Genomic DNA, 25,081 nt, shown 5'->3' with positions numbered 1-25,081 from the left:
AGCGCCTAGTCGATGCCTCGTGTTTCCAGGATGCGGCGGGCGATTACCTGCGCCTGGATCTCGCCAGCCCCTTCAAAGATATTCAAGATCCGCGCATCGCACAGGACCCGTGACACCGGGTATTCCAAGGCAAAACCATTGCCGCCGTGGATCTGCAGCGCGTTGTCTGCGGCTGCCCAGGCGACACGAGCGCCGAGAAGCTTGGCCATACCTGCTTCCAGATCACAGCGGCGGCCGGAATCCTTTTCCCATGCCGAGAAATAGGTCAGCTGGCGGGCAATCATGACTTCCACGGCCATCATGGCGAGCTTGTCGGAAACGCGCGGAAAGGCAATGAGCTGCTTGCCGAACTGGATGCGTTCCTCCGCATAGCGCAAGCCAAGATCAAGCGCGGCTTGCGCAACACCGAGAGCACGTGCCGCGGTCTGGATCCGCGCGCCTTCGAAGGTTTGCATCAGCTGCTTGAAGCCTTGCCCTTCCTCTCCGCCGAGAAGGTTTTCGGATTTGACCTCAAAACCATCGAAGGCGATTTCATATTCCTTCATACCTCGGTAGCCGAGAACTTCGATTTCACCGCCGCTCATTCCGTCCGCCGGGAAGGGGTCTTCGTCGGTGCCGCGGGGCTTTTCGGCCAGAAGCATGGACAGACCCTTGTAGCCGTCCTGATCAGGATCAGTGCGGACGAGCAATGTCATGACGTCCGCGCGAACCGGATGAGTGATCCAGGTCTTGTTGCCGGATACTTTCCAGACGTCTCCCTTACGAACGGCACGTGTCTTCAGCGACGCAAGGTCCGAACCGGTGTTTGGTTCGGTGAAGACCGCCGTTGGCAAGATTTCACCAGAGGCAATCAACGGTAGCCACTTTTCTTTCTGCTCCTGCGTGCCGCCACAGAGGATAAGTTCAGCGGCAATTTCTGACCGGGTGCCGAGGGAACCAACACCGATGTAAGCACGGGAAAGCTCTTCCGACACGACGCACATGGATTCCTTGCCGAGGCCGAGGCCACCGTACTCTTCGGGAATCGTCAGCCCGAAGACACCGAGTTCCGCCATTTGTGAGATGATTTCGAGCGGTATATAGTCGTTCTTCAGGTGCCACTCGTGGGCAAAGGGCGTGACGTTGTCCTCGGCGAACCGGCGCATTTCGTTGCGGATTTGTTCGTAGGTTTCTTCAAGGCCACAATCGCCGAAGGTGGATTGCCCTGCCTGTTGTCGAATGAGTTCGGTCAGCTTGAGGCGTGTTTCCGCCGTGTTGCCGGTAGCAATGAGTTCGTCGATGTCTTCCGAGCGCCCGGCCGCAATGTCAGTCGCTGTGAGGCCCAGGTCCGATAATCTGACGAATTCGCCCTGGTTCATGGGAATGCCCCCGAAGACCTGAGCCAGGTACTCGCCAAAGCCGAGGCGAACGATGATCTCCTCAAGTTCACCATAGCGGTCCTGTTCGCTCAACCGGCTCGCGTAGGCGTCCAGTTGACGTAGGGATTCGACGTAGGTCGCGAACCATGCGAGGCCGTGGGTTGCACGCTGCTCGGCCTCCATCGATCTTGACGAAATTCGGTCGCCCTCGGAAACGCGTGAACGCACGTTGCGCGAAGCCTTGTCCAGAAGCAGATCCAGCGTGGCGACAGCGCTTGCGGTCAGCGCTTTAAGGCCCGTTGTTTGTTCTGCTGACGGCATGACTGCTGTCGACATCGGCGTCTCCGTATTCTTTTATTGCTTAAAATGTCACTCTCTTGCATCTATGTTGCGTCGCAGCAGGCGCTTTGTCGAGATGTTATTTCTTCGTCTTTCGGTGCATTGACCAAGCGTCAGGCTTCCCCACTCTTGACCTTTTGATACATCCCGACTCTGATCCGCATATGTCTTTTCGCTTGTTTGCCCGCTCCGGTTATCAGGTCCTTCGCGATGCGCTTGGCCATTTCAACCGGGATGACGGTTTCGCCATGGCCAGCCATGTTGCCTTGTCTGCTCTGCTGGCAATTTTTCCGCTTCTTATCTTCATCGCGGCTCTTGCTGGCTACTTTGGCCTCGAAGGAACGGCAGACGAGGTCTCGGACCTTGTGTTTGACACTTGGCCGGACCGGGTTGCTGCACCGGTGGTAAGGGAAATTCATCAAGTGCTGACCGTGCCCCGCGGGGACGTTCTGACCTTTGGTGTCGTTGCTGCGATCTGGTTTGCCTCAAATGGCATCGAAGCCATGAGGACTGCGCTGAATCGGGCCTATCGCCAGCGGGAAACCCGTTCTTTCATTCTGCTACGGCTTCAGTCGCTCGCGCTTGTCGTTCTCGGTGCCGTGATCCTGATTGCCTATACGTTCCTGGTGGTTCTTGCGCCCCTGGTGATCGCCGCGATCACGGCATGGGTTCCACCGGCTCAGGATCTGCTGGCGCCCTTTGAAGTCGCGCGTTATTTGCTTGCGGGCTCCCTGCTTGTTGTTGGACTTCTGATGGTCCATTGGCTCTTGCCGGCAGGAAAGCGAAGTTTTTTGGCCATGCTTCCGGGCGTTCTCGCCACATTGGTGCTCTGGATGGTTTCAGGCATGGCGTTCGGGGCCTATCTCGCCAGTTTTGCCAATTACGTCTCCACCTACGGCGGATTGGCCGGCATCATGACCGCACTCGTATTTCTCTATATCTGCTCGTTGTTTTTTATCCTGGGTGGAGAGTTGAACGCTGCACTCATTCGCCAGCGGACGCTCACCCGGAAGTCGTCTTGAGAGAGTCGGACTTGCGCAGGCGCAATCGAATCAGAAGCACTGCGCAGACAACGAGTGCCATTCCCAGCATCTGCAGCAAGGTGAGCGTTTCGCCGAAGAGGAAATAGCCCTCGATCGCTGTCGCGACCGGGACGAGGTAGAAAAGTGATGCGACTTCCGAAACGGCGCCCTGACGGATCAGCACCATCAGCAACAAGATTGCGCCGATCGAAAGCACGAACGTCAGCCACAGGAGCGCGAAGACAAACTCGCCCGACCATACAATTGTCCAATCCTCAACGAGGGCCAGCGGCACGGTCACGACCAGAGCGCCTATGTATTGCCAGAGTGTAGCGGCGAGCAGATCGGTCTGAGGTACAAAGCGCTTCTGGTATACTGTGCCAAGGCTGATGGCGATCACTGCTGCCAGTACGGAGGCAATAGTGCCTGCATCGATACCCGAGCCTGTCTGGCCCAATTTCGGCGAGAGCACGAGAAACAGGCCGAGTCCTCCAAGAGCAAGACCTAGCATGTGTTTTGGCAAGACGTGCTCACCAAGGATCATTGCTGCTGTCAATGTGGTGAGGACAGGCTGCAGTCCGACAATGATTGCGCTCGAGCCGGCCGGCATACCTTGTTTAATGGCCCAGAAGACCCCTCCCAGATAGATGCCGTGAACGAGCATTCCCGTCACGATGCAATGGACAATCATCTTCGGGGAACGCGGCCAGTCGGCCTTGGCGATGAGGCCGATCAATGCGAGGAACGGCAACACGAGGAGAAAGCGGAGGCTCAGAAAAACCATCGGCTCGGCGTAGGGCGCGCCTAATTTGGATCCGATGAAGCCTGTCGACCAGAGCAGAACGAAGAAGATGGGCGCACAGACTATGAGTGTTTTTTGCAAGGACCTGTTCCGAGAATCTGGATTGCCGCAGCGATCGGAGTGATTTGAGGGCGTGAGCCCGTCTGGGGGAGGGGCGAAGGTTCAATTCAGTTGAAAAGCGACGTTTCATTAACCAATCGTGCTGAACTATGCAGTTTAGGGATCACCCAGTTTCAGCTACGGGGACGGTTAGACCGGCTATGTCCAAAGCGCAATCAACTTTGTTTAGCTTATCAAATTTGTCCGTGAGGGCGCGAATTTCGTTTTTGAGTCTGCTGACCGCAATTGGCGTGCTTCTCATTGGGGGCATCTTCTGGTGGAGCCAGAATCAGATCGCCGCCGCGTTTCATGGCCTCGAACAAAGCGCCGAGCTGTCCCGCAAGGTGGCGGATCTGTCCGATCATGCTGCTGCCATGCGGACTATCGAAAAGGGATATCTGGCTGCGCCTGAAGCGCAAGCTAATGACAGGTTCAATCGCGAGCTTGTTACGGCGCAATCGATCGCCAAAGAGATTTCTTCCCTTCCAGTTGCCGCGGAACTCAAGCCGCAAATTGCAGATGTCATTGACACATTTGAGGGCACTGCTGGCGCATTTGAAATGATGGACGTGGTGCAGAAGAAGATCGGCTACACGTTCAATGATGGTCTTTTGGGGGACCTTGCTCAAACAGCCGGTGATGCACAGGTTCGGTTGAAAGAGGAAATGAAGTTTGGCGGTGGGCCGGACTATGAGAAGCTCCTGCGTGCGGTCGTTGCAGTCCAGTTGGCGGAAAAAGAATTCATCTTGAACCAGACGGACCCGTTTCTGGAGAACTTCACGGTTGCCTTCACGGCCTTTGAGGGACTGTTGAAGAAGGCCTATATGCCCAACGAGATCAAGGCTGACATGGGCGAGAAAATGTCGGCTTACAAGCTTGCTTTTGGCGCCTATACGGCCGCCGTCAAGGAAAGGTCAAGCTCGACAGACCTGCTGGAGACGCTGTTCTCCCTTGTGCCACCACATGTCGAAGCATTGAACGCAGCCGCGCAGGCTGCTCAAGCCAACGCAGAACGGGAACTCTCGGACATTCGTGCCCTTTCAGGAACTGTCGTCGGGGCGGTGATCCTTGCGATGTTGGTTGGCCTGTCAGTGCTGGCCATCGTCATTGGCCGGTCCGTATCAGTGCCGCTTGCCAGCCTGCAGAAGGCCATGGTGCGCCTGGCTGGTGGCAGTTCGGATGTGGAGTTGCCAAATGTGAGCGGTCGAAACGAGATCTCCGAGATGTCGAAAACGGTGGCTGTCTTCCGCGAAAATGCGGTCGAGCGCGTGCGTTTGGCCGAGAAGCAGCAGCAGGAGAACATGGACCGCGATGGCCGTGTGGCGCGCCTCGAAAGTCTGATCGAAGGCTTTGAGACATCCTTGGGCGCAGCACTCAAGAAGCTTGACGGATCTACCGATGAATTGATGCAGACTTCCTCCGCAGTGGAAGCAGCGGCAGATGATGTGGCCGGCCAGGCGTCGCAGGCTTCTTCCGCTGTCCGTGTCGCGGCCGAGAACGTAAATTCCGCAGCGACCGCCAGTGAGGCTCTGGCCAGCTCGATCAATGAGATTTCCGACCAGGCAAACCGCTCCACCGATGTTGCAAAACAGGCGGTGGAGAGCACCAAGGGCACGTATCGCACCATGGATGAACTGTCCAAGGCAGCGGTGCGCATAGGCGAGGTCATGGGTTTGATCCGCGAGATTGCCGATCAGACGAACCTTTTGGCCCTGAATGCGACGATTGAGGCTGCTCGTGCCGGGGAAGCCGGCAAAGGCTTTGCAGTGGTGGCCGCGGAAGTGAAGCAGCTGGCCGATCAGACGTCCAAGGCAACAGGCGATATTGGTGTTCAAGTGGAGGCGATCCAGGGATCCTCGAATCAGGCCATGTCCGCGATTGAGGACGTCACTCGGATCATCTCCGACATGGAGGGCCTTGCCTCTTCTGTTGCAACAGCGGTGGTTCAGCAGGACGATGCCGTTCAGTCGATCGCCCGTAATGTCTCTGACGCCTCCAATCGGTCCGACGAAGGTGCCGAGTTGATGGCGAATGTCGGAGCTGCGACCGAGCACTCGCGCGCGACAGGCGCGGAGGTGGAGCGAGTCGCTTCGTCCCTGTCAGAACAGGCTGCTTTGATCAGGGCAGAGGCTTCGCGGTTCCTTGAAGGTGTTCGCGCCGCCTGACCCCCCCAAATGCCGCTTGAGTTTTTACAACGCCGCGAACCCCTCGCGGCGTTGTGTCTGTCTGGCGGACGGCGACGCCACATGCTAGGTGATGAAGGCAAATAGCTTTTGTCTTTATGGTGGATGTGGAATGCAGGATACGGTCGTCATTATCGGAGCGGGCCAGGCTGGGGCTCAGGTCGCGCAATCCCTTCGTCAGGGTGGCTTCGAAGGGCCGATCCGCCTGATTGGCGACGAGACCACGCCGCCATACCAACGGCCGCCGCTGTCAAAAAAGTATCTTCTAGGCGAAATCGGTTCAGAGGCCTTGCTGCTTCGTCCACCTGCTTTCTACACGACGCAAAATATTGACCTTATCCCGGGCGCAAGCGTTTCCTCGATTGACCCGGGTGCACAGCGGCTTTCTCTCGAAAACGGCGATACCATCGGCTACGACAAGCTCGTCATTGCGACCGGTACGCGCGCGCGATATGCGCCAATCCCGGGCGCGGACCTGGATGGTGTCGTGACATTGCGCACCATTGCCGATGTAGACAGGATTCGCGAGAAACTGATGGCAGGTCAGAAGATTGCCATCGTCGGTGCCGGATACATCGGCCTTGAGGTCGCTGCCGTTGCCAATCAGCTCGGCAAGGATGTGACTGTGATCGAGGCGCAAGATCGGCCCATGAAGCGGGTCGTTTCGCCGTTCATCTCCGAATTCTATTCTGCGCTACACCGGGAAAAGGGTGTTGAACTTCGCCTTGGTACCGGGGTTGAAGCAATTGTGGGCGAAGATGCAGTGACAGGCGTCAAGGTTGCGGGAGGAGAGGTCGTTCCTGCGGATCTCGTGCTTGTGGCCATTGGCGCAGAACCCAATGATGATCTGGCCAGTGCGGCCGGCCTTGAGACCGACAATGGCATTATCGTAGATGGCGCGGGACTGACCAGCGACAACAGAATCTACGCTGCGGGCGATTGCACGCGGTTTTACTCCAACCGCTATGGCCGATCCGTCCGCATGGAGAGTGTCCAGAACGCTATCGACCAGGCGAAGATCGTGGCGCGGTCGATTCTCGGCGAGGACGTGGACTACGATCCGCTTCCCTGGTTCTGGTCGGATCAATTCGACATAAAGCTTCAGATCGCGGGTCTGTCGGATGGTTACGATGAAACGAGAACAGTTGGCGAACCCAAGGACAACAAGTTCTATGTCGCCTATCTAAAGGAAGGGCGACTGATCGCGGTTGACAGCATCAACTCGCCGCGCTCCCACATGATGGCCCGCCGCGTGATCGGCGAGACCTGGCGTGATGACCTCTTGCCTGCGGCGTGACGTGGCTTGATTGAGCTCTTCTAGGGCGTTCCGAATTTGGCTTCCAGGTGCTCAGCCACTCCCGAATGGCGGTCGTAGTGGTGTACGACTGCAAAGGGGGCTCCGCTGCGCGTCGTGACGATGCCGTCCTTGAAAACGGGCAGGGTTGCCGGGTCTGCAAAATTCCCGGGGCTTTGAGAGGGTTCCATCAGTGTGCAGGCGTGGAGTGTCCAGGGCGTGTTCCAGTCTGTCACCACGGCTAGCTGTCGCCAGGCCTTGAAACTCAACAGTTGGTTCATCGCGACCTGATCGCCGATCCGCTTGCTTTGATCGAAATAGTAATTCGCCAGCATGAAATCGAGCATCGGTTCGAAACGCCCGGCAAAATAGCCGCAACAGATGACAGGTGCGTCTGCAACGCGCCGCAAGGCATGTTTGCCAAAGACCTTGATCATCATGCGGCTGTTCCAGGGATCGCGGTGTGTGATGCCTTCCACTGACACGGCAACATCCTTGTCGTCTGCCAATTCGGCTTCCAGCCAGTCAAACGGATTTGACTGAAACGCAACGTCGCGCGCATCAGAAAACGCCAGAAAGCGGAAGGTTTCGCCCGTTTTCTCGGAGTGGGCGCGCAAGAGCTCGCTGGCGTGGAAAAAGCGCCGATCATGCACCTTGTCCTTGAAGCGCAAGATCCGGCGGATCCAGGTCCAGCGGCTGTCGACCCGCAGTTTGCCCGCGTCGGTATGATCTTCGATTTCTTCGGCGAGCTGGGAATAGCTGTAGCGGCGTTTCTTTGGGTCGTGCTGGAAGGTCAGGACGGTTGCGCCTTGTCCTTCCATATAGGCCACCAGTTCTTCGCTGACGTCATAGGCGATGACGAAGATCCGCCCATCAAATGACGTTGCTTTCAGTGAGTTGAACCAAACGGCCATGTGTTTGGGTTCATATCCGGAGACCGCAGTGACGATCGCGTCGACAGGCTTTAGTGCCGTGGGAGTGGTCATTCGGGCTCCAGAATTGCTCTTTGTGTTGCGGCGCGCAGGTCAATGTTGTCGCGGTCTTACCAAGCTTGCCGCCAATGGCAAAATGGAATCGCGCCCCGGCATCCAGCAGTGTTGCCTCGTGGTGGAAATCAGGCCGACTGTGCGTTTTGAAGGATCAATCGCACGACGTCCTGAGGGATCTCAAGATGGGGCATGTGGCCGACCCTTTCGAAAATATGGGTCGCTATGATACCGGGCAGTTTGTGTGACTGGCGGGTCGGCAGAACACGATCCTGAGTTCCCCAAATCACTTTGATCGGCATGGGCAGCTCGGCCATTTCCTTGCGTGGCAGGGTCTTTTGCACCGAGCCGTCAATGATTTCCTCGGCGATTGCCGTCAAGGTCTCGACCGCACCGGGTCTGGCACGGCCTTCGGCTGCTGTTTTGGCCAGGAACTTCGGCAATTTGAACTCCCAGCCGAAAAATTGCTCGAGCAGCATTTCCATTTCTGCCGGATCGGTCGCCGCCGCGTAGCGGCGAAGCAGCTTGTGGTTGATCTCGGGGCCAAAGCCGCCAGGCGCGAGGAGTGTCAGGCTCGCCACTTTCTCAATGTCTTTCAGGGCCACCAGGGATGCGACTGCGCCGCCCATGGAATGGCCGACGAGATGGACCCGCTCCAGCTCAAGTGTCTCCAGCGATTGAGCGACGGCATTTGCCGCAACGCCAGCATTGCCAATCCTGGGCCAGTCCAGCGCCTGTCCATGACCTGGAAGATCGAACGCAATCGATTTTCTGGAGGGCGAGAGCGCCGTTTGAATGTTGACCCAGGTCTGCCGGTCTCCACCAAAGCCATGAAGAAGCACAATGGGCGCGGCGTCGCTGCCGTCTGCGGCGAGCTGCTCATTGAAAGGCAGGTGCTTGCTTGAGGAGACTTGGAGACTGGTCATGTCATTCCCTGATCATTGTTCTTGCGGATCCATGGGTGCCACGAATTTTGCGGCAGCACCATCGACAATCTGTCGCGTGCAAACGGTGCCGGATGGTACCTTGGCCAATCCAGGCAAATTGGAAAATACTCTAGCGCGTGGAAAGTGCGAAAAGCGGGCGCTCGACCGCGAAGCCGTCAAGTGCGAACGCTCCGACCGGCTCTGCACGATGGCTGGCCAAGGCCGCAATTTCCGCTGTCATCAGAATATCCCGGTGCACCTTTTTCGTGAGTGTTTCCATCCGGGCCGCCGCATGAACCGTTTGCCCGATGACGGAAAATGTTAGCCTGTTGGCGACGCCGATATTGCCGAACATCACCTCACCTACGGACAGGGCCAGACCAACAGTCAAATGTGGATCGTTGCTCTTGCTGCCGTTCAGCGCGGCGATGCGTTCGCGCAATTCGTCCGCAGCGGCGAGCGCACGCTCGACCGCCGTTCCGAGATCGTTCCCGGCGATTGGAAAGACACCAAGCACCGCATCGCCGATGAAATCGAGAATCTCGCCGCCATGGGCAAGCACCGGCCCACCGGTTGCCTCGAAATAGGTGTTCAGGAACTTCAGATAGCGTTCCGGACCGAGATCTTCGGCAATGCGCGTCGAGTTTCTCATGTCGCAATAGAAAATGACTGCATTGATGGTCTCGCCATCGCCGTGACGGATCTGGCCATTGAGGACGCGCGAGCCGGCCCACTGCCCGAGGTAGGTCTCTGCGATGGTTTGCGTGACCTGCGCTTCGAGATTGGCGCGGGCGGCAAGCGCGAGGCGTTTTTGAATGTAGTGGATTGCGGCGACCTCATCGTCAGAGAAACCACCGGGTTTTTGGGTCGCCCAGCTTACAATGATGCCAGTGTTGCCTTTCATGTCGCTGATGGCAGGCATATCGAACCCGGTCGTGATGACCATGTAGTCGGTGTAGCCCTTGGCTGACAGCTCGACACAAAGCGGGTAGTCGAGTTCGGCATTGCCGCCCTCAAGACGTCGCCTGAGGATTTCTCTTCTCTCCATAAGGGCACTGCGCATTGGGCTCTTCAGCCAGTCCTCCTGTTCTTCCTCCGAATGAGTGAACTGCTGATGTTCAATCCCGATCTGCGCTTCCCAAAAGGCGGTTTCCGCCTCGATGAGGGGGTGTAACGTTGCCCAGGCCAAGAGCGCACGACAGATCGGTACCTCACATTCCGCGAGCTTTTCGCAAAGCTCGCCGAACATCTTCGGCATGTCTGGTGAATGCAGGGCCTGGCCAATCAGCCAGTCTTCAATGCGGTCTATTTCGGGCATGTCGATCATCGTTGGACGATACGGGGTGCTCTTCATCCTACCAAGTGCGAAATGGATCGGACCGGTCTAGCGAACGGGTTTTTCAGCGACTTCACCGGGAGGGATAATAGCCCAGTTGACTTTGATCGATGGGATGCTCCCGTAGACAAATGCAGGAAAGGTCTGCGTTCCATCATGGTCGAGGCCTGGATAGAATTTTGCCAGCTCCTCTGGTGGTGTCGCCCGGTCTCCGCGCCAGACGAGCATTACGCCCTTGCGTTGGACGTCGTCGAGATTGATCCAGGGGCTGAGCGTTGCGTCATGGAGATAGAACATCGAGGGGCGTTCGTCGGCATGGAGGGTCACATTGGCCGCGGACCACATGTCGCCGGCGACATAGGGGAGATCTGTTCCCATCTCCTCACGCCATTTTAAAGCGAGCGCGTCGGCAATGTCATCGCCGGGATAGTGCATGCGCGTGTGCTTTGTTTTCCAGAGAGGCTCGAGCAGTGCCTGGCCTGAAATTACGCCAAGGAAAATGGCCTGAATGACGATTGCGGCGACTAGTGCCCCGCGCGGACGGACCCAGTTGTCGGGCAGTTTCAGGAAACGCACAGCGACGATCCCTGACAGAACAAACATGGGCGTGCCCCACATGTGCTCGAATTCGCTTCCTGTGATCGCAGAGAGCATCAGAACAACGCATAGGGGGAGAGCGGCAAACCAGATAAGGAAGAATGTTTGTCGTTTGTCGATCTCGTTGGCGTCTTGCGCCCTGAGCTTCGACCGAAGCGCCTTGATGCCCGCGATGCCGAAGCCTGTAATCAATGTGATGAAAAGCCCCGCATGATTTGCAATCTGGGCGCCCAGAAAATTGACCGGGTTTGTCAGGTGCTCAAGCCAGGAGACCGCGCTTCGGCTTCTGCTTGCTGCATATTTGAACGTAAGGAAGTCGGTTTCGACAAGCCAGAGGAGATGCGGCACCAAAAGTGCGACACAGGTTGCAGCCGTGATCCATGGCCCGGGCGTCAAAAGATGTTTGCGGGCGTCCGGTCGAACGAGACAATAAAGGCCGATTGCTCCGATCAGCAGCGCGACGAAATACTTGGTGTAAAGACCGAAGGCTGCGATCGCCCCGAGCAAAAGCCAGTCGAGTAGTTGGCCACGCTCAAGCGCCCGATGAAAGACCAGGATCATTCCGGCCCAGACCGGAATTTGCAGAATATTCGGGTTGAACTCCGGTGCTGGCAGAGTGAAATAAAATGTGGCGCTGGTCAGGACGATTGACCAGAAAGCCTGCCAGTTCGTCAGTCCAAGTCGCCTTGCGAGATGCCAGATGCACCAATAGCCAAGAGCGATTGAAATCTGGCTCAGCCAGTAGCCTCCAAACGTTCCGCCGCCGGTGATGCGATAGGTGAGCTCCAGCAACCAGGCCTGCATTGGCGGGTGTTTGGTGTATCCCAACGCGAGCTCGCGGCCCCAGGCAAAGCCTTCAACCACATCCAGAGGCGGGTTTGGAAAGAACAACGTCGGGATGAGGGCCCAGAGGAGCGAAAGGCTTGCGACGTAAACGAACGCGGCACGGGAGGCTGTCACGGATATCAGCTCTTGTCTTGAACGGGGGCGTCCGGTTTGGCCGAAAAAGCCCACAGACGCGCGCCGAGAAATGTGAGCGCGGGAACGACGGCAATGGAGAACAAGATACCGAGGCTCTCGGGCCAGGACGTCAGACCAAGCCAGCCGGCCAGGACGCTGGAATTTAACGCGAAACCAGCGAGAGCCAGCAAAAAGAAGCGGCGCATTCGCCGGCCTGCTTCTGTCCCCCGGTTTTGCGTTCTGAAGCTCCAGTGATGATGGCCAAGAAAAGAAACGGCAAATGCGATCACGAAGCCGCAAGTATTGGCCAGAAAAGCCGGTAGAAATCCACTTTCGAGCAACAGCAAGGCGACACCGGCATGGGTAAGCGTGGCCACTCCGCCGACAATGGCGAACCGGAATGCCGTGCCTGCTTCCGCCTTGGCACGATCCTGATAGGAGCGCGCATCACTTGTCATCAGCGGATGACCCCTGGTCGGCGGATGCACCTTCAATGACATCCTGAACGAGGTAGACAGGACGTTGTTTGGCTTCGTTAAAGAGCCGCGCCACATATTCGCCGATCATACCGACTGACAGCAGCTGGACGCCCGAGAAAAACAACAAGCCGACCATCAATGATGCGTAGCCTGGAACATCAATGCCGTAAGCCATGACGCGGATGATCAGATAGGCCGCATAGGCGAAGGACAGAGTCGCCACCAAGGCGCCTCCGTAGAGCCAGATGCGCAGAGGCATGGTGGTGAAACCGGTCAGGCCGTCGATCGCGAAGTTCCAGAGCTTCCAGTAGTTCCACTTGCCGTTGCCGGCCCTGCGCTCGGGCCGCTCATAGGGCAATGCCATGGACGGGAAGCCGACCCAGGCAAAAAGGCCCTTCATGAAGCGATTGCTTTCCGGCAAGCGCATAAGCGCTTCGACAACCGTTCGGTCAATGAGCCGGAAGTCGCCTGCATTCGCGGGCATGTCGATGTTGGATAGCCGGTTGAACAGGCGGTAAAACAGCTCGGCCGAGCGGCGCTTCAAGAGCGTGTCCGATGACCGGTCAACGCGCAACCCGTAGACGACATCATATCCGGCGCGCCAGCCATCGATCATCTGCGGGATCAATTCCGGCGGGTCCTGAAGATCTGCGTCAATGACCACGACCACATCGCCTTTCGCATGGGCGAGGCCTGCCGTCAGGGCCGCTTCCTTGCCGAAGTTGCGAGACAGGGCCACGAGCCGACCGGGCAGGCCGCCTTCCAAATGGGAAGCGATGATGCTTGCCGTTTCATCGCGACTACCGTCGTCAATGAAAACATATTCATAGGGAAGACCCATGGGATCCAGAACGGCGCGGGTGTCGGTCAGGAAATGATCCAGAACCTCCGCTTCATTATAGGCAGGCACGACGATGCTGATCAGAGGTGTTGCAGGCCGGGCCTCGGCTCGCCGCCCTATGTAAATCTGGCCATCATTTAAAGCTTGCATCATCCACCCTGCGCTTTGCGCGCAAACTGCCGCAATTCATCAAAAAAGGCCAGCCCTCTGAGGGAACTGGCCTTTCCTGATGTCTGTTTGGGAAGAAACTACGTCAGCGCGCCATGGCAATGTTTGTATTTCTTGCCTGAACCGCAGGGGCAGGGTTCGTTGCGTCCGACCTTGCCCCAGGTCTCCGGCCTTTCCGGATCGCGTGGCTCTGCCATCTCATCTTCACCGGTCACGGGGTCGATGTGATGGGCATGCATTTCCGGCAGTTCCGGTTGCGCAGGCGGCTGTTCCGTCACCAGCTCGACACGCATGAGCTGGGCTGTGGTGATCTGGCGGAGTTGAGCCAGCATGGTCTCAAACAGAGTGAAGGACTCTGTTTTGTACTCCTGCAGCGGATCACGCTGTGCGTAACCGCGGAAGGCAACGGCTGATCGCAGGTGATCGAGGTTTGACAGATGCTCGCGCCACAGATTGTCGAGAGTCTGAAGGAGAACGGCCTTCTCGACCTGACGCATGATGTCAGGGCTGTATTTGGCTGCCTTGCCTGCCATGGCTTCGTCCGCGGCACGGCGCAGGCGTTCCTTGACCTCTTCGTCCGCGATGCCTTCTTCGTCCGCCCATTCCTTGACCGGAAGGTCCATGTTCAGGGTCGTGCGCACTTCTTCCAGCAGTCCGTCCGTGTCCCACTGTTCGGGATAGGCGCGCTCTGGAATGTGACGGCTGACGAGGTCCTCGATCACATCGTGGCGCATGTCGGCCACTGTTTCCTGGATGGTGTCGCCGTCCATCAAATCGATGCGCTGCTCGAAAACGACCTTGCGCTGGTCGTTCATCACGTCATCGAACTTGAGAAGGTTTTTACGCACGTCGAAGTTACGTGCTTCGACCTTTTGCTGTGCTTTTTCCAGAGCCTTGTTGATCCAGGGGTGGATGATGGCTTCGCCTTCTTCCAGTCCGAGCTTTTGCAGCATTGAATCCATGCGCTCGGACCCGAAGATGCGCATCAGGTCGTCCTGCAGGGAGAGGAAGAACTTGGAATGTCCGGGATCGCCCTGACGGCCGGAACGACCGCGCAGCTGATTGTCGATGCGCCGGCTTTCGTGGCGCTCCGTGCCGATGACGTACAAACCGCCGGCCGCCAGAGCCTTTTGCTTGAGCTCTTCGGCTTCGGCCTTGATCTCGGCCTCGCGTACGGCGCGTTTTTCGTCTTCCGGCATCTCGCCCAGCTCGATGTCCAGGCGCATGTCTACGTTGCCGCCAAGCTGAATGTCGGTGCCGCGGCCTGCCATGTTGGTGGCGATGGTGACGGCGCCGGGAAGGCCAGCCTGACTGATGATCAGGGCTTCCTGTTCATGGTAGCGGGCGTTGAGAACTGCAAACACCTTCGCCTTGCCGCCTTCTTGCTGTTGGGCAGCGATGAAGCTTGCAGGGTCGGTGACGTCGATCTGCTTGTAGCCGTGCTTTTTCAAAAGTTCGGCCAGATACTCGGATTTCTCGATCGAGGTCGTTCCGACCAGGATTGGTTGTCCGCGTTCCTTGCAGTCATCGATCAGCTTGACGATTGCGAGGAACTTCTCCTCGACCGTGCGATAGACTTCGTCATCGTCGTCTATGCGGCTGACATCTCTGTTGGTCGGAATTTCGACGACTTCCAGAGAGTAGATGTCGGCAAATTCGTCTGCTTCCGTTGCCGCCGTACCGGTCATGCCAGCGAGTTTGTTGTACATGCGGAAGTAATTCTGGAACGTGATCGATGCGAGCGTCTGGTTTTCCGGCTGGATGCTGACGTGTTCGCGGGCTTCAAGGGCCTGGTGCAGCCCTTCCGAGAAGCGGCGGCCCGGCATCATGCGGCCGGTGAACTCATCGATGATCACCACTTCGTCATTGCGGACGATGTAGTCCTTGTCGCGCTGAAAGAGCTTATGGGCCTTCAACGCCTGCTGCAGGTGATGAACCACGGCGACGTTGTCCACGTCATAGAGATGATCACCCTTGAGCAGACCGGCTTCACTCAAAATGCCTTCGAGTTTCTCGTTACCCGCTTCAGTGAAGGACACCGAGCGGGCTTTCTCGTCCAGCTCATAGTCTTCTTCGGTCAGATGCGGAATGAAGGTGTCGACTGTGTTGTAGAAATCGGAGCGATCCTCCAGCGGACCGGAAATGATGAGCGGTGTGCGGGCCTCATCAACCAGGATCGAGTCGACCTCATCGACGATTGCATAATTGTGCTCGCGCTGAACCATGGCTTCACGCTCATGTTTCATGTTGTCGCGCAGATAGTCGAAGCCGAATTCGTTGTTCGTGCCGTAGGTGACATCCGCTGCGTAGGCCGCGCGCCGTTCATCGTCCGAAAGACCATGGGTGATGCAGCCGACGGTCAGTCCCAGGAAGCGGTAGACCTGCCCCATCCAGTCGCTGTCACGCTGGGCCAGGTAGTCGTTGACCGTGACCACGTGAACGCCCTTGCCGGTCAATGCGTTCAGATACACCGGAGCGGTTGCGACCAGTGTCTTGCCCTCACCGGTTCGCATTTCTGCGATCTGGCCCGAGTTCAGGACCATTCCACCAATCAGCTGCACGTCATAGTGCCGCTGACCGAGGGCCCGTTTGGCGGCTTCACGAACTGTGGCGAAAGCCGGAGCCAGGATATCGTCCAGCGAGGCGCCGTTCTTCAACTGCTCGCGGAACTGTTCAGTCCGTGCCCGAAGATCCTCGTCCGAGAGCGCCTGAACTTCGGGCTCTAGGGCTGTTATCTCAGCCACCTTTGCTTTGAATGCCTTTACCTTGCGGTCGTTGGCGGAACCAAAAATCTTACGTGCTAAAGCGCCAAGGCCAGCCATGTGGCGGTCCTTCCCCTGTAGAGCGGCGCCGGTTCGAACGGCATGGCGCCTGCCCATGAAATCGTCTCAATTGCTGTCCACGCTCTCCAACCAGCGACGAAGCGCAGGCGGAAACCCGAGGCAAAGGTGCCATCCATATCCGAAGACAGGACGCTCGACAGATAAGAGGGGGTCCAAAGCTTGTCAACGGCGCTGCTTTCAGCAAAGTTGCCCCGTCCTGGTGGTCAGGGCGGCTAGAATTCATGTCCCAAGTACAAAGGACTTCCAATGTTCCGTTTTTCCATGCGTCGGCAAGCCCGCTCGCTTCTGGTTCCTGCTCTTGCCTTGACGTTGGGGACTTCTGCGGTTTTCGCGGCCGAGCCGGACGACGTCGTGGCCACGGTTGGCACCTCTGAAATTACCGAAGCGGACCTGGCTTTTGCGGCCCAGGACCTTGGGCAGGAGCTGCAAAGATTTCCGCCGGCACAGTGGCGCGCAATCCTTCTCGACGTTCTTGTCGACATGGAATTGCTGGCTCAGGCCGCGAAAACGGCTGAAATCGACAAGGATGCCGACTTTCAGAAACAGGTCGATTTCCTGACACTGCGGGCGCTGCGCAACGCTTACCTGGCACAGAAAATTGATGGTGCCGTTAGCGACGATGATCTGAAAGCGGCCTATGAAAAGGAATATGCCGACTTTGAAGGTCCTGAAGAGATGAAGGCCCGGCATATTCTGGTCAAGGAAAAGGCAGAGGCAGAAGCTGTGATCGAACAGCTCGAAGGCGGAGCGGATTTCGCAGAACTTGCCAAGGAGAAGTCGACGGGTCCGTCGGGTCCGAACGGCGGCGATCTGGGTTTCTTTGCCAAGGGACAAATGGTCCCGGCGTTCGAAGAAGCTGCTCTCAAGCTCGAAACCGGTTCTTTCACGGACGAACCTGTCGAGACGCAATTCGGATGGCACGTTATCTTGCTCGAAGAAAAGCGTCGTCAGGAAAAGCCGACCTTTGAAGCTGTCTCTGCAAACCTGCGTCAGCAGCTGATTCGTGACCTTTACACCAAGACCATGGATGAGTTGAAAGCAGAGCATCCGGTCGAAATTCTCGATGAGGATCTTGCAAAGGCCGATCCGGCCGCTCAGTAGGATCTTCCGCGGTCTGCGGGCTCGCGCAAATAGTCCCTTTACGAGACCGCTCCGGCGAAGGCATAAGAGCCGGAACCGGAGCGGTTTTTTTTACGCTCAGCTGCAACAGGAGTTAGGCCTATGGCCTCGACAGTGTCCCCGCTCGCCCCGAAGACCTATCCCGACATGCCGGAGCTCGACGGCGTTCGTTTCGCCACCGCGGAAGCTGGCATCAAATACAAGGGACGGACCGACGTTCTACTGGCGTCGCTTGACGAGGGAACAACCGTTGCAGGTGTTTTCACCCGATCGAAGTGTTCGTCAGCGCCGGTCGACTGGTGCAAGTCGATCCTTTCCAGCGGTCAGGCGCGCGGGCTTCTGGTGAACTCGGGAAACGCCAACGCCTTCACCGGCAAGAAGGGGAAGTCGGCGGTCGAGCTGTCGGCAAAGATCGCGGCAAAAGCGCTTGCGTGTGATCCTGAGAGTGTTTTCTTGGCGTCGACCGGTGTTATTGGCGAACCGCTTGAGGCCGAGAAGTTCGAAGATGTTATTGATGAGCTTGTAGCTGCGCAGAAGCCTGCCAGTTGGCTGGACGCCGCCAGGGCGATCATGACCACGGACACGTATCCGAAAGTGGCAACGTCAAGCGTCGACATCGACGGTCAGACCATCACGATCAACGGCATGGCAAAGGGCGCGGGCATGATCGCGCCTGACATGGCAACCATGCTTTCCTTTATCTTTACGGATGCGGCGATTTCGCCAGCGGTGCTGCAATCGCTCTTGTCGGGCGAAACGGATGACAGCTTCAATTCGGTTACCGTTGATAGCGACACGTCAACCTCTGACACCGTTCTGCTCTTTGCGACGGGAGCAGCAGAAAAGCGTGGAATTTCAAGGCTGGACGCGCTGGATGATCCGCGCCTTGCAACCGTTCGTGCTGCTTTGGGCGATTTGATGCAAAATCTGGCTCAACAGATTGCACGGGACGGTGAGGGCGCGCACAAATTCGTTGAAGTGCAGGTCGAAGGAGCGGAAACCGATACATCTGCGCGCACGATCGCCCTTGCGATTGCAAATTCTCCGCTGGTGAAGACTGCGGTTGCGGGAGAAGACGCCAATTGGGGCCGCGTCGTCATGGCCGTCGGCAAGGCGGGGGAACCGGCGGACAGGGACAAGCTGGCGATCTGGTTTGGAGACGTGCGTGTTGCCGTTGAGGGTGAGCGTGATGCCGACTACAGCGAGGATGAGGCTTCCGCAGTCATGAAGGAGGACGATATCGTCATTCGCGTTGACCTCGGACTTGGTGAGGGGCAGGCGCGTGTGTGGACCTGCGATCTCACCAAGGAATATGTCGCAATTAACGGCGACTATCGCAGCTGAGGTCAGCAAGCCTGACGATGTCTTTTGCCTATTTGATTAAAGCTCTCCGCAATATGGTGAATCAACCATTGTTGCGATGTCTTGCAGTGGAACAGCCCTTATGAGCCGGATTGTACTCGTTGCCGCATGTGCCCTTGTCGATGCGGATGGACGTATCCTTCTCGCGCAGCGTCCTGAGGGAAAATCAATGGCTGGTTTGTGGGAGTTTCCGGGTGGAAAAATCGAGACTGGCGAGAGACCGGAGGAAACTCTTATCCGGGAGCTGGACGAGGAACTCGGCCTCAGTGTTAACGAAGCGTGCCTCGCTCCTTTGACCTTCGCGAGCCACGCTTATGAAGATTTTCATCTTCTGATGCCACTTTTCATCTGTCGTCGGTGGGAAGGAACTCCGGTCGGCCGGGAAGGGCAAGCCTTGAAGTGGGTTAGACCGGTTCGATTGCGAGATTATCCGATGCCGGCGGCGGATGAGCCCTTGATACCGTTTTTGCTGGATCTTGTGCCTGCCTAAACCGCTGTTTGAGCTGAAAGGACCCTTCCATGACCGTCTATGATCGCACTGACAGGTCGCTAGTCGAGAAGGCCAAAACCAGCATCAAAGCATTTGCTGCCGATGAGTCCGGTAGTACGATGGTCGAATACGGTCTTCTTCTGGGAATGATCAGCGTCGCGATCTTGACCACCCTTGGTGCGATCGGGGGCACGATCAGAGACGATGTGTTCGGTGCGGTCGCTGATGCGTTAAGCGGTTCGACAGCAAACGGTGACGGCTGACTTCAGACCGCTCGACATTTCTACACCTCGATTTCAAGAACCCATCATTCCGGCTTTAAAAGTGTCTCGCTCGCTCCAAGAGCGTCGGCCAGTCGTGTCTTGGCCGACCCGGGTTTGAGAGGCTGCTGCTGACTTTCATGCGGTGCCCATCCTGAGAGTGAGACCAGCGAAAACGTCGCGCGAATGCGGCCGTCCGGATCACAGTAGTCCTGGGCGTAAAGCTCTGCCGCCCTGAGCAGGATCGTCTTGGTCAGCGGCTTCCTGCTTCGCTCGCTCAGAATCGATGTCGCTCCCATGGAGCGCAAATCCTTCATGAGATCGAACATGTTAGAGTATCTCACGGTCAGCCGATCCATATCGGTGACCGGCAGTGCGAATCCAGCGCGCTGAAGTAAGCTGCCAAGATCCCTTGTGTCCGCGAAAGGAGAGACGCGCGCGGCTGCGCCACCTGTACTCTCCAACTCGGCGCGCATAAGGACGTCTCTCAGCTCGTGCATTGTGCCGCTTCCCAAAAGCACGCCCATGAACAATCCGTCCGGTTTCAGGCTCTTTCGAATTTGGACAAGCGTGCCGGGAAGGTCGTTGACCCAGTGAAGGGAAAGTGCCGACGCAATAAAGCCGACGCTTGCTTCACTCAGAGGAGGGAGCGCGTCATCAAAAACGAAATCAGGGGCGGCAAGCGAAGGATCTTCACACAGAAGGTCTCCGCGATAGACATGGTCGATCTTGCCGCTAGCCTTGAGAGCTGCAGTGATCAGGCCTGTATGACCACCCAGGTCCACACCGGTTTCGAACGACCGGCTGATCGTTGCCAGTCGGTCTGCGAGGTCTTCTGCGACAACACGCATAAGAAAGTCGCTTCCTGGCGTTGCCGAACGGAGGGCGCGATGGCGACGCGCTTTCAGCAATGGGCGGTCGAAGAGGTCAGGTTGTGTCATTGAGGATCCGTATGCGTCTCTTGAGGCTACATATGGGCTTTTCAGCTGTTCGCGTCAAAACATGATAGGCTCGCACGGCTAGAAGATGGTTGCTGACCCATGCTGGACTTTGCGCACAACACTGTTCTGAAACGCTCCTCGCGTGCCGGGCGTCAGATGGCAGGAGCCGTTCTTGACTTTCTGCTGCCGCCACGTTGCATCGGTTGCCAGGCCCGTGTTTCCTTGCCAGGCAATTTGTGTGGTGCCTGTTGGCGCGAAATGCCCTTTATCGCCGCACCGGTTTGTGCGCGGTATGGAACCCCTTTCACGCATGATATTGGAGAAGGTGGCCTTAGCGCTCGAGCGCTGACAGATCCTCCAGCTTTTGATCGATTGCGAGCGGTTGCGACCTACCAGGGCATCGCTCGCGACCTGGTTCTGGCGCTGAAGTTCAACCGCCGGAGAGATCTTGCCGAGCCTATGGGGCGGTGGATGGTTCATGCCGGGCGGGAGCTGATCTCCCCTGATACCGTCGTCATGCCCGTTCCGCTGCACCGGTTTCGATTGCTGCAGCGGCGTTTCAATCAATCTGCCGATCTTGCCCGGGTGATTGCGCGCGAGGCATCAATAGACTGGGATCCGATGCTGCTGCGACGCGCGCGCCGAACGCGGCAACAGGTCGGGCTGGATTCGTCTGAACGACAAAAGAATGTGCGGGGCGCTTTCGAATTGCGGCAGGGATGGTCGAATACGCTCCACGGCCGCCCTGTGCTTCTGGTCGACGATGTTCTCACAACGGGCTCGACTGTTACGGCTTGCACCAAGGTTCTTAAAGCTGCAGGGGCAAGCTCTGTCGATGTGCTGACATTCGCGATTGCGGTTGGTGATGAGGCTCATGACTAAAGTTTGAACACAGCTTCGTGCTTGTGCAGATTGGGTCCGGGACCATATAAACGTCTCAAAATCGCGGAACCTCCGCACCAATGAACAGGGTTCTCAAATGACCGATGTTGTTATCTACACTCGACAGCTTTGCGGGTTTTGTACTGCGGCAAAGCGGTTGCTGCAGAAGAAGGGCGTCTCCTTCGTCGAATATGACGCAACCTTTGATCCAAAGCTGAAGAAGGAAATGGTACAAAAGGCCAATGGTCGCTCAACCTTTCCGCAGATCTTTGTCGGCACAACGCATGTGGGCGGTTGTGATGAGCTTCACGATCTGGAACGTGCTGGCAAGCTGGATGCTTTGCTTGCGGCCTGAGCGCGTGGATGAACGGACCGGAGACGTCAGAGATGAGTGAATTCACAGCCGCATGTGTGCAGTTGCGTTGCGGCAAGAGCGTTGTGGCAAATCTCGAACAATCCGAGGGACTGATCCGGGAAGCGGCCAGCGCGGGAGCTCACTACATCCAGACGCCGGAAATGACCAACGTTCTCGTTCGCAGTCGGGACGAGTTGTTCGAACGTATTGGCAGCGAGGATGCGGATCCGACCATTGCGCGCTTCAAGGCGATTGCCGATGAGCTTAAGGTCTGGATTCATGTCGGCTCTCTGGCAATTCTTTTGCCGGACGGGAAGGTTGCCAACCGGGCGCTGTTGATCTCGCCCGAGGGCCGAATTGCGGCTCGCTATGACAAGATCCACATGTTCGATGTGGATTTGCCAAATGGCGAAAGTTGGCGAGAGTCTGCAACCTATGAACCCGGCTCGGATACGCTGCTGGTGGACCTACCTTGGATCAAAATGGGCATGGCGGTCTGCTATGATGTTCGTTTCCCTGCGATCTTCCGGACCCAGGCCCGGATGGGCGCTGGTCTGCTAACGATGCCGGCGGCCTTCACGCGGCAGACCGGTGAGGCTCATTGGCATGTGCTGCAGCGGGCCCGCGCGATTGAAAATGGCGCCTATGTGGTTTCGGCTGCGCAGGGTGGTCTGCATGAAGACGGCCGTGAAACCTATGGTCACAGTCTTGTGGTTGATCCTTGGGGACATGTTATCGGGGAAATCGATGGCGATGAACCTGGCTTCATCACGGCCGTGATCCGTCCGGCGGAAGTGGTCAAGGCACGGCAGCGGATCCCGGCGATTGCAAACGAACGAGACTTTGCGGCGAGCCATGCACAGGGAGAGAGGGGGATCTCCGCGTGATCCGGTATTCTCTAACCTGTGATGCAGGACATGCATTTGACGGCTGGTTTCGAAATTCAGACGATTTTGACAATCAATGCCAACGTGATCTGGTGTCCTGTCCACTTTGTGGATCTGTGCATGTTCAAAAGACACTCATGGCGCCAGCTGTCTCGACCGCCAGGTCCAAAGAGGGCCGCCAACAAAGTGAGACCATTCAGGCGCCACCTCAAGCCGAGCCGGTAGAAGACGCCAAGCCTGGCAACGAAACTGCCGCGGCAGGGCCTACAGCCGCGCAACAACCGGCTCTCATGCCGGTCGATCCTAAGCATCGTGAGCTGATCGAAGGGCTCAGAGCCTTGCGCCGGAAGGTCGTCGAAAGCTCGGACTACGTCGGCAAGGAATTCGCCGAGGAAGCCCGGAAGATCCACTATGGCGAGACCGAAGAGCGCAACATCTATGGAGAAACCTCGAAAGAGGACGCCGAGGCGCTTCTGGATGAAGGCATTGCGGTCGTCCCTCTTCCCGTTCTGCCGGATGAGCAGAACTGATGAATTCCCAGAAGCGACTGCGACCTGTTTGTGAGATCAAGGCCTGCCAATGCGGGTGATCGCTTAAGCTTAAGTGCTTTTCGCTCTGCGCCGCGTAGGTGCGGGTTCAGGTTTTGCCTCCTCGATGGTTTCTTCAGCGGCTTTGCCGAGTTCGGTCGCTGTTTCCATTGCAGTCTCACCGAGTGCTTCTGCCGTTTCGATGCCCTCGTTCACCGTGTCGCGGAACAAGTCCATCTGATGACGCAAGTGTGCCTGATACTCGTCGGCCATACGGGTGTAAAAGGATTGAAGGGTTGTCAAGGCTTCGTCAGGCATCCGGCATTCAGTAAGCGCCTTGGCGCATTCAAAGTCTTCATGCAGACGATGGCTGACGAAGGTCATATGGTCATCTAGGGTTTTTTCAGCCCGATCCCACGCTGTCTTGTTCAAGCGCTGCATTCCGGCGAATGCATGTTCTTCCAATTTGTCTTCCCGTTCAGCAAAGGTCCAGTTCGAGAAAGTGGGCTTTGGCCACTTCGGCAGCATTGTTTGCATGAAATCGAAGGGAGATGCGCTGGAGTTGTCGGTCATGTCGAGCCTCCTGAGGGTTTCGCGTGGATGGTCACGCAGACTGCCAAACGGCAAGTTCAAACCTTAGATCGCAGCGATATTATCAGCCGCGTGACCGATCCTATTTGATCCTGATCATGGAAATATGGCGATTTCGCCCAATGCTGGCAGGAACGAACTTTTACATCTCGCAATGGGAGCGTTTCATGCCCTCGAAGTCAGCCCTGCCAGTGCCTTCGAACCAGCCCGTGCGGCCAGCGGTTCCAGCCCTTGCCTATACGTTCTTGCCAGGTGCTCATTCCGATGATGCTGCCGACAGCTATTCCGTTACGGCTTTTGCGGAAGTTCTGGATCGGGCGACGAGGGCAATGATTGCGCGAGGCACGCTTGGGATTTCTCCCGGAGCCTTGGCACGAGCCTACTTTGATTGGGCCCTGCATTTGGCAATCTCGCCGGGAAAGCAGGGACGCCTGGCCGAAAAGGCGATGACGAAGAACCTGCGGCTCGCGCGATTTCTCACAAGTTGCGCGGTGAGTCGTGGCAAAGGTGAGGCTTGCATTGATCCCTTGCCCCAGGATCATCGTTTCGAGCATCCGGGTTGGAAGCTCTTTCCATTCAATTATTATTCACAGCAGTTTCTCCTGTCACAGCAATGGTGGTTCAATGCCATGACGGGCGTGCGTGGTGTTTCTGCCCACCATGAAAAGGTGGTCGACTTCGTTACCCGTCAGTTCCTCGACTTTCTGTCTCCATCCAATTTTTTCTGGACGAATCCTGAAGTCATCGAAAAGACCCTTGAAGAAGGCGGCATGAATCTCGTTCGCGGGTTTGACCACCTGATTCAGGATGTAGATCGATACACTCGTCAGATGCCTCCTTCGGGCGCGGAGGATTTCGTGGTTGGCGAAGACCTCGCCGCGACGCCTGGGAAAGTGGTCTACCGCAATCGTTTGATTGAGCTGATCCAGTATGAGCCGACAACGCCCAATGTTCGGCCGGAGCCGATTGTGATCGTTCCTGCCTGGATCATGAAATATTACATTCTTGATTTGTCAGAGCAGAATTCCCTGGTGCGCTATCTGGTCGATCAGGGCTACACGGTTTTCATGGTGTCCTGGAAGAACCCGGGGCGTGAGGATCGCGATCTCGGCATGTCCGACTATCGCAAACTCGGTGTGGAGGCCGCGCTGGAGGCTGCGCTTGCAATCACCGGCGCACCGCAGGCTCATATGGCAGGCTATTGTCTCGGTGGTACGCTGCTGTCCATCGCGCTTGCCGGGATGATGCATCAAGGCGATGAGAGGGTTGCCAGCCTTTCACTTTTTGCTGCTCAGAGTCTGACTCGAAATTCCCTTGAACATTTTCAATGAGTTGCGACACGTCTGGTGATCATCTGGACGGAGGCCATGAAGATCCAGGCAGTGGCGCTTTCGAGAGTATTCTCGAAGTCCTTGGCGAGGCGCCGGTTACGAT

The 25,081-nt window shown here is 57.1% G+C and carries 23 protein-coding genes and 1 pseudogene; 12 read left to right on the top strand and 12 right to left on the bottom strand.

The window, feature by feature from the left end; genetic code table 11:
• Positions 1–5: 5 nt before the first annotated feature.
• Entirely contained in the window at positions 6–1,694 is a 1,689-nt protein-coding gene (locus ABJZ52_RS18390; protein ID WP_348184970.1) for an acyl-CoA dehydrogenase family protein, read from the bottom strand.
• Positions 1,695–1,861: 167 nt separating this feature from the next.
• Between ABJZ52_RS18390 and ABJZ52_RS18385 the strand changes: the two genes are divergently transcribed.
• Positions 1,862–2,719: a YihY/virulence factor BrkB family protein gene (locus ABJZ52_RS18385; RefSeq protein WP_348184972.1), complete on the top strand. Its 858-nt coding sequence runs from the start codon at positions 1,862–1,864 to the stop codon at positions 2,717–2,719.
• Here the strand turns inward: ABJZ52_RS18385 and ABJZ52_RS18380 are convergent.
• Positions 2,700–3,602 carry a DMT family transporter gene (locus ABJZ52_RS18380; protein ID WP_348184974.1) on the bottom strand — a complete coding sequence of 301 codons (903 nt, stop codon included), beginning with the start codon at positions 3,600–3,602 and terminating at the stop codon, positions 2,700–2,702. The genes ABJZ52_RS18385 and ABJZ52_RS18380 overlap by 20 nt on opposite strands.
• A 245-nt stretch (positions 3,603–3,847) precedes the next feature.
• Here ABJZ52_RS18380 and ABJZ52_RS18375 point away from each other — a divergent pair, with 245 nt between their 5' ends.
• Positions 3,848–5,785, top strand: a complete 1,938-nt coding sequence (locus ABJZ52_RS18375; RefSeq protein ID WP_348184976.1) for a methyl-accepting chemotaxis protein — start codon at positions 3,848–3,850, stop codon at positions 5,783–5,785.
• 130 nt (positions 5,786–5,915) lie between these two features.
• The gene (locus ABJZ52_RS18370) at positions 5,916–7,100 is read left to right on the top strand and encodes an FAD-dependent oxidoreductase (protein ID WP_348184978.1); all 1,185 of its coding nucleotides are present in this window, start codon (positions 5,916–5,918) and stop codon (positions 7,098–7,100) included.
• Positions 7,101–7,120: 20 nt separating this feature from the next.
• On the opposite strand, the gene ABJZ52_RS18365 is transcribed toward ABJZ52_RS18370, so the two are convergent.
• The 7 genes from ABJZ52_RS18365 to secA all read right to left on the bottom strand — a co-directional run bounded on the left by ABJZ52_RS18365 (position 7,121) and on the right by secA (position 16,212).
• Positions 7,121–8,083 carry a hypothetical protein gene (locus tag ABJZ52_RS18365; RefSeq protein ID WP_348184980.1) on the bottom strand — a complete coding sequence of 321 codons (963 nt, stop codon included), beginning with the start codon at positions 8,081–8,083 and terminating at the stop codon, positions 7,121–7,123.
• A gap of 128 nt (positions 8,084–8,211) precedes the next feature.
• Complete coding sequence (locus tag ABJZ52_RS18360; protein ID WP_348184982.1) at positions 8,212–9,009, bottom strand: alpha/beta fold hydrolase; 798 nt, start codon at positions 9,007–9,009, stop codon at positions 8,212–8,214.
• A gap of 130 nt (positions 9,010–9,139) precedes the next feature.
• Positions 9,140–10,363 (bottom strand): adenylate/guanylate cyclase domain-containing protein, encoded by a 1,224-nt coding sequence (locus ABJZ52_RS18355; protein ID WP_348184984.1) that lies wholly within the window; start codon positions 10,361–10,363, stop codon positions 9,140–9,142.
• 30 nt (positions 10,364–10,393) lie between these two features.
• The gene (locus ABJZ52_RS18350) at positions 10,394–11,902 is read right to left on the bottom strand and encodes a glycosyltransferase family 39 protein (RefSeq protein WP_348184986.1); all 1,509 of its coding nucleotides are present in this window, start codon (positions 11,900–11,902) and stop codon (positions 10,394–10,396) included.
• A 5-nt stretch (positions 11,903–11,907) separates the two neighbouring features.
• Positions 11,908–12,360: a GtrA family protein gene (locus tag ABJZ52_RS18345; protein WP_348184988.1), complete on the bottom strand. Its 453-nt coding sequence runs from the start codon at positions 12,358–12,360 to the stop codon at positions 11,908–11,910.
• On the bottom strand, positions 12,350–13,372 hold the full coding sequence (locus ABJZ52_RS18340; protein ID WP_348208038.1) for a glycosyltransferase family 2 protein: 1,023 nt from the start codon (positions 13,370–13,372) through the stop codon (positions 12,350–12,352). Before ABJZ52_RS18340 ends, ABJZ52_RS18345 begins: the two co-directional genes overlap by 11 nt.
• Before the next feature lie 98 nt (positions 13,373–13,470).
• Complete coding sequence (secA, locus tag ABJZ52_RS18335; protein WP_348184992.1) at positions 13,471–16,212, bottom strand: preprotein translocase subunit SecA; 2,742 nt, start codon at positions 16,210–16,212, stop codon at positions 13,471–13,473.
• 267 nt (positions 16,213–16,479) lie between these two features.
• Between secA and ABJZ52_RS18330 the strand changes: the two genes are divergently transcribed.
• The 4 genes from ABJZ52_RS18330 to ABJZ52_RS18315 all read left to right on the top strand — a co-directional run bounded on the left by ABJZ52_RS18330 (position 16,480) and on the right by ABJZ52_RS18315 (position 19,467).
• Positions 16,480–17,334, top strand: coding sequence for a peptidylprolyl isomerase (locus ABJZ52_RS18330; protein ID WP_348184994.1), 855 nt, complete (start codon positions 16,480–16,482; stop codon positions 17,332–17,334).
• A gap of 120 nt (positions 17,335–17,454) precedes the next feature.
• Entirely contained in the window at positions 17,455–18,696 is a 1,242-nt protein-coding gene (gene argJ / locus ABJZ52_RS18325; protein ID WP_348184996.1) for a bifunctional glutamate N-acetyltransferase/amino-acid acetyltransferase ArgJ, read from the top strand.
• Between the two features lie 76 nt (positions 18,697–18,772).
• A complete protein-coding gene (locus ABJZ52_RS18320) occupies positions 18,773–19,204 on the top strand; it encodes a (deoxy)nucleoside triphosphate pyrophosphohydrolase (RefSeq protein WP_348184998.1) in 432 nt (143 codons plus the stop codon).
• 29 nt (positions 19,205–19,233) lie between these two features.
• Complete coding sequence (locus tag ABJZ52_RS18315; protein WP_348185000.1) at positions 19,234–19,467, top strand: Flp family type IVb pilin; 234 nt, start codon at positions 19,234–19,236, stop codon at positions 19,465–19,467.
• A gap of 44 nt (positions 19,468–19,511) precedes the next feature.
• Here ABJZ52_RS18315 and ABJZ52_RS18310 read toward each other — a convergent pair whose 3' ends face one another.
• Entirely contained in the window at positions 19,512–20,405 is an 894-nt protein-coding gene (locus ABJZ52_RS18310; protein ID WP_348185002.1) for a methyltransferase domain-containing protein, read from the bottom strand.
• 99 nt (positions 20,406–20,504) lie between these two features.
• Here ABJZ52_RS18310 and ABJZ52_RS18305 point away from each other — a divergent pair, with 99 nt between their 5' ends.
• From ABJZ52_RS18305 to ABJZ52_RS18290, 4 genes are all read left to right on the top strand, one after another.
• Positions 20,505–21,287 (top strand): ComF family protein, encoded by a 783-nt coding sequence (locus tag ABJZ52_RS18305; RefSeq protein ID WP_348185004.1) that lies wholly within the window; start codon positions 20,505–20,507, stop codon positions 21,285–21,287.
• 97 nt (positions 21,288–21,384) lie between these two features.
• The gene (grxC, locus tag ABJZ52_RS18300) at positions 21,385–21,642 is read left to right on the top strand and encodes a glutaredoxin 3 (RefSeq protein ID WP_348185006.1); all 258 of its coding nucleotides are present in this window, start codon (positions 21,385–21,387) and stop codon (positions 21,640–21,642) included.
• A gap of 32 nt (positions 21,643–21,674) precedes the next feature.
• Positions 21,675–22,529 (top strand): carbon-nitrogen hydrolase family protein, encoded by an 855-nt coding sequence (locus ABJZ52_RS18295; RefSeq protein WP_348185008.1) that lies wholly within the window; start codon positions 21,675–21,677, stop codon positions 22,527–22,529.
• Positions 22,526–23,059, top strand: a complete 534-nt coding sequence (locus ABJZ52_RS18290; RefSeq protein ID WP_348185010.1) for a DUF1178 family protein — start codon at positions 22,526–22,528, stop codon at positions 23,057–23,059. The genes ABJZ52_RS18295 and ABJZ52_RS18290 overlap by 4 nt, the downstream gene beginning before the upstream one ends.
• A gap of 69 nt (positions 23,060–23,128) precedes the next feature.
• On the opposite strand, the gene ABJZ52_RS18285 is transcribed toward ABJZ52_RS18290, so the two are convergent.
• Positions 23,129–23,629, bottom strand: coding sequence for a phasin family protein (locus tag ABJZ52_RS18285; protein WP_348185012.1), 501 nt, complete (start codon positions 23,627–23,629; stop codon positions 23,129–23,131).
• Positions 23,630–23,814: 185 nt separating this feature from the next.
• On the opposite strand from ABJZ52_RS18285, the gene ABJZ52_RS18280 reads away from it, so the two are divergent.
• On the top strand, positions 23,815–24,978 hold the full coding sequence (locus ABJZ52_RS18280; protein WP_348185014.1) for an alpha/beta fold hydrolase: 1,164 nt from the start codon (positions 23,815–23,817) through the stop codon (positions 24,976–24,978).
• On the opposite strand, the pseudogene ABJZ52_RS18275 reads toward ABJZ52_RS18280, so the two are convergent.
• Positions 24,972–25,081, bottom strand: a pseudogene (locus tag ABJZ52_RS18275) (IS5/IS1182 family transposase); the annotation flags it as partial. The gene ABJZ52_RS18280 and the pseudogene ABJZ52_RS18275 sit on opposite strands and share 7 nt — an antisense overlap.

This window comes from Roseibium sp., from assembly GCF_039982295.1.
Classification (GTDB): Bacteria; Pseudomonadota; Alphaproteobacteria; order Rhizobiales; family Stappiaceae; genus Roseibium.
The sequence above is the reverse complement of the archived record's forward strand: the minus strand, read 5'-3'. Positions and strand labels throughout refer to the sequence as shown.

What these genes read in the sequence shown, in the direction of transcription:
- ABJZ52_RS18390 (WP_348184970.1), bottom strand. Translation starts at nt 1,694, where the DNA reads ATGTCGACAGCAGTCATGCCGTCAGCAGAACAAACAACGGGCCTTAAA.
- ABJZ52_RS18385 (WP_348184972.1), top strand. Translation starts at nt 1,862, where the DNA reads ATGTCTTTTCGCTTGTTTGCCCGCTCCGGTTATCAGGTCCTTCGCGAT.
- ABJZ52_RS18370 (WP_348184978.1), top strand. Translation starts at nt 5,916, where the DNA reads ATGCAGGATACGGTCGTCATTATCGGAGCGGGCCAGGCTGGGGCTCAG.
- ABJZ52_RS18365 (WP_348184980.1), bottom strand. Translation starts at nt 8,083, where the DNA reads ATGACCACTCCCACGGCACTAAAGCCTGTCGACGCGATCGTCACTGCG.
- ABJZ52_RS18360 (WP_348184982.1), bottom strand. Translation starts at nt 9,009, where the DNA reads ATGACCAGTCTCCAAGTCTCCTCAAGCAAGCACCTGCCTTTCAATGAG.
- ABJZ52_RS18355 (WP_348184984.1), bottom strand. Translation starts at nt 10,363, where the DNA reads ATGAAGAGCACCCCGTATCGTCCAACGATGATCGACATGCCCGAAATA.
- ABJZ52_RS18345 (WP_348184988.1), bottom strand. Translation starts at nt 12,360, where the DNA reads ATGACAAGTGATGCGCGCTCCTATCAGGATCGTGCCAAGGCGGAAGCA.
- ABJZ52_RS18340 (WP_348208038.1), bottom strand. Translation starts at nt 13,372, where the DNA reads ATGCAAGCTTTAAATGATGGCCAGATTTACATAGGGCGGCGAGCCGAG.
- secA (WP_348184992.1), bottom strand. Translation starts at nt 16,212, where the DNA reads ATGGCTGGCCTTGGCGCTTTAGCACGTAAGATTTTTGGTTCCGCCAAC.
- ABJZ52_RS18330 (WP_348184994.1), top strand. Translation starts at nt 16,480, where the DNA reads ATGTTCCGTTTTTCCATGCGTCGGCAAGCCCGCTCGCTTCTGGTTCCT.
- argJ (WP_348184996.1), top strand. Translation starts at nt 17,455, where the DNA reads ATGGCCTCGACAGTGTCCCCGCTCGCCCCGAAGACCTATCCCGACATG.
- ABJZ52_RS18320 (WP_348184998.1), top strand. Translation starts at nt 18,773, where the DNA reads ATGTCTTGCAGTGGAACAGCCCTTATGAGCCGGATTGTACTCGTTGCC.
- ABJZ52_RS18315 (WP_348185000.1), top strand. Translation starts at nt 19,234, where the DNA reads ATGACCGTCTATGATCGCACTGACAGGTCGCTAGTCGAGAAGGCCAAA.
- ABJZ52_RS18310 (WP_348185002.1), bottom strand. Translation starts at nt 20,405, where the DNA reads ATGACACAACCTGACCTCTTCGACCGCCCATTGCTGAAAGCGCGTCGC.
- ABJZ52_RS18305 (WP_348185004.1), top strand. Translation starts at nt 20,505, where the DNA reads ATGCTGGACTTTGCGCACAACACTGTTCTGAAACGCTCCTCGCGTGCC.
- grxC (WP_348185006.1), top strand. Translation starts at nt 21,385, where the DNA reads ATGACCGATGTTGTTATCTACACTCGACAGCTTTGCGGGTTTTGTACT.
- ABJZ52_RS18295 (WP_348185008.1), top strand. Translation starts at nt 21,675, where the DNA reads ATGAGTGAATTCACAGCCGCATGTGTGCAGTTGCGTTGCGGCAAGAGC.
- ABJZ52_RS18285 (WP_348185012.1), bottom strand. Translation starts at nt 23,629, where the DNA reads ATGACCGACAACTCCAGCGCATCTCCCTTCGATTTCATGCAAACAATG.
- ABJZ52_RS18280 (WP_348185014.1), top strand. Translation starts at nt 23,815, where the DNA reads ATGCCCTCGAAGTCAGCCCTGCCAGTGCCTTCGAACCAGCCCGTGCGG.